Origin of the sequence: Achromobacter sp. (genome assembly GCF_036567245.1) — a bacterium.
Lineage (GTDB): Bacteria > Pseudomonadota > Gammaproteobacteria > Burkholderiales > Burkholderiaceae_B > Achromobacter.
In genome coordinates, this window is the sequence record NZ_DATCUY010000310.1 from 1 (window position 1) to 1,809 (window position 1,809).

Genomic DNA, 1,809 nt, shown 5'->3' on the forward strand with positions numbered 1-1,809 from the left:
GCCCTGGTTCCACATGCGCCACGCCACCATGCCCAGCACGCCGGCGAAGATGATGGCCAGGGGCGCGTTAGGCAGGCGCCGCGCCGCCCACAGGCCCAGCGGCGACACCAGTATGCCGGTGACGGCCATGAAGCCCGCCGCGCGATAGCGGACCTGCCCCTTGCGCAGCCCCAGCACCGCGCCCAGCGCGGCGGACAGGCCCACTGCCAGCAAGGCGATAGGCGCCGCCTGCGACACCTGCAAGTGCAGGCCGAAGACCAGCAGCGGCACCGCCATGATGGCGCCGCCCGCGCCGGTCAGCCCGAGTATCAGGCCCACGCACGCCCCCAACGCCGCGCTGACAGCCAACACCGTATCGATCATGGCGGGCGCTCAGTTACCCAGCGGGCGCGCCAGCCATTCACGGCCCTTGAGCATGCCGTTCCAGTAGATCCAGGGCAGCAAGGTTGCCTTGAGGAACCAGGCACTCTTGCGCGGCACGGTCGGGTCCAGCGGGAAGGTGGGCAGCAGCTTGCCGCCATAGCCGAACTCGGCCAGCACGATGCGGCCGCGCTCCACCGTCAGCGGGCAGGAGCCGTAGCCGTCGTACTTGACCGGCATGGCGTGGCCTTCGCGCAGCGCCAGCAGGTTCTCCGCCACCGTGACGATCTGCTTGCGCGCGGCCGCGGCGGTCTTGGCATTGCTGGTGCAGATGCCGTCGCCCAGCCCGAACACGTTGCCATGGCGCACGTGCAAAAGCGTTGCGGGATCCACTTCGCACCAGCCGGTGGCATCCGCCAGCGGGCTGTTCTTCAGGAAGTCATGCGGGACCTGCGGCGGCACCGCGTGCAGCATGTCGAAGGACTTCTCGACCCGCGTCACCGCGCCGTCGGCGTTCTTGAGGTCGAACCAGGCCTTGCGCGCCGCGCCGTCCACCGCCACCAGCGCCGAATTGAAGGCCAGCGCAATGCCGTAGTTTTCGACGTAGCGCATCAGCGGCGGCACGAAAGTCGGTACGCCGAACAGCGCCGCGCCCGCCAGGTCGAATTCGACCTCGATGCGGTCCAGCACGCCCGTGCGCTTCCAGTGGTCGCAGGCCAGGTACATGGCTTTCTGCGGTGCGCCTGCGCATTTGATGGGCATGGCCGGCTGCGTGAACAGCGCCCGCCCGCCCTTCAATCCGCGCACCAGTTCCCAGGTATAGGGCGCCAGGTCGTAGCGGTAGTTGGAGCTGACGCCGTTCTTGCCCAGCGTGTCGGCCAGACCCTCGACCTTGTCCCACGCCAGGCGCAGGCCGGGGCAGACGATCAATTGCTGATAGCTCACGGCGCTGCCGTCAGTCAGCAGCACGCGGTTGGCTTCTGGCTCGAAGCCTGCTGCGGCGGCCTGCAGCCAGGTGGCGCGTTTGGGCATGACGGCGCGGGTCGGACGCACGGTCTTGGCAATGTCGAAGGCCCCGCCCCCCACCAGCGTCCAGGCGGGCTGGTAGTAATGCTTGTCGCTGGGTTCGATGACCCCGATCCGCAAGTCCGGACGGCGGCGCAGCAGGCTGGCCGTGACGCCTATGCCCGCCGATCCGCCGCCCACCACCACCACATCGAAATCGCGCTGCGCCTCTGCTGTCGGCATGCTTGTCTCCTCGCCGGTCTACCGGCTTTTGAATTTTTCCAGCACTGAAAATATCGCCATGCCTGCCACCATGGCGGCCACGAAAATCAACGCCTCGGGGACGCCGGCAGACGCGGCCACCAGCGCCGGTCCCGGGCAGAAACCGGCCAACCCCCAGCCCGCGCCGAACGCCAGGCTGCCCACGGCCAGGCGCAAGTCCAC

The 1,809-nt window shown here is 68.6% G+C and carries 3 protein-coding genes; all 3 read right to left on the bottom strand.

Annotated features, from left to right (window positions below; all coding sequences use genetic code 11):
• A partial coding sequence (locus tag VIR09_RS13640; protein WP_332013345.1) for a sulfite exporter TauE/SafE family protein occupies window positions 1-363 on the bottom strand: 363 nt, incomplete at its 3' end.
• Between the two features lie 9 nt (window positions 364-372).
• On the bottom strand, window positions 373-1,608 hold the full coding sequence (locus VIR09_RS13645; RefSeq protein WP_332013346.1) for an FAD/NAD(P)-binding oxidoreductase: 1,236 nt from the start codon (window positions 1,606-1,608) through the stop codon (window positions 373-375).
• Between the two features lie 18 nt (window positions 1,609-1,626).
• A partial coding sequence (locus tag VIR09_RS13650; RefSeq protein ID WP_332013347.1) for a DUF6691 family protein occupies window positions 1,627-1,809 on the bottom strand: 183 nt, incomplete at its 5' end.

Coding starts and splice junctions, on each gene's coding strand:
- VIR09_RS13645 (WP_332013346.1), bottom strand. CDS start 1,608: ATGCCGACAGCAGAGGCGCAGCGCGATTTCGATGTGGTGGTGGTGGGC.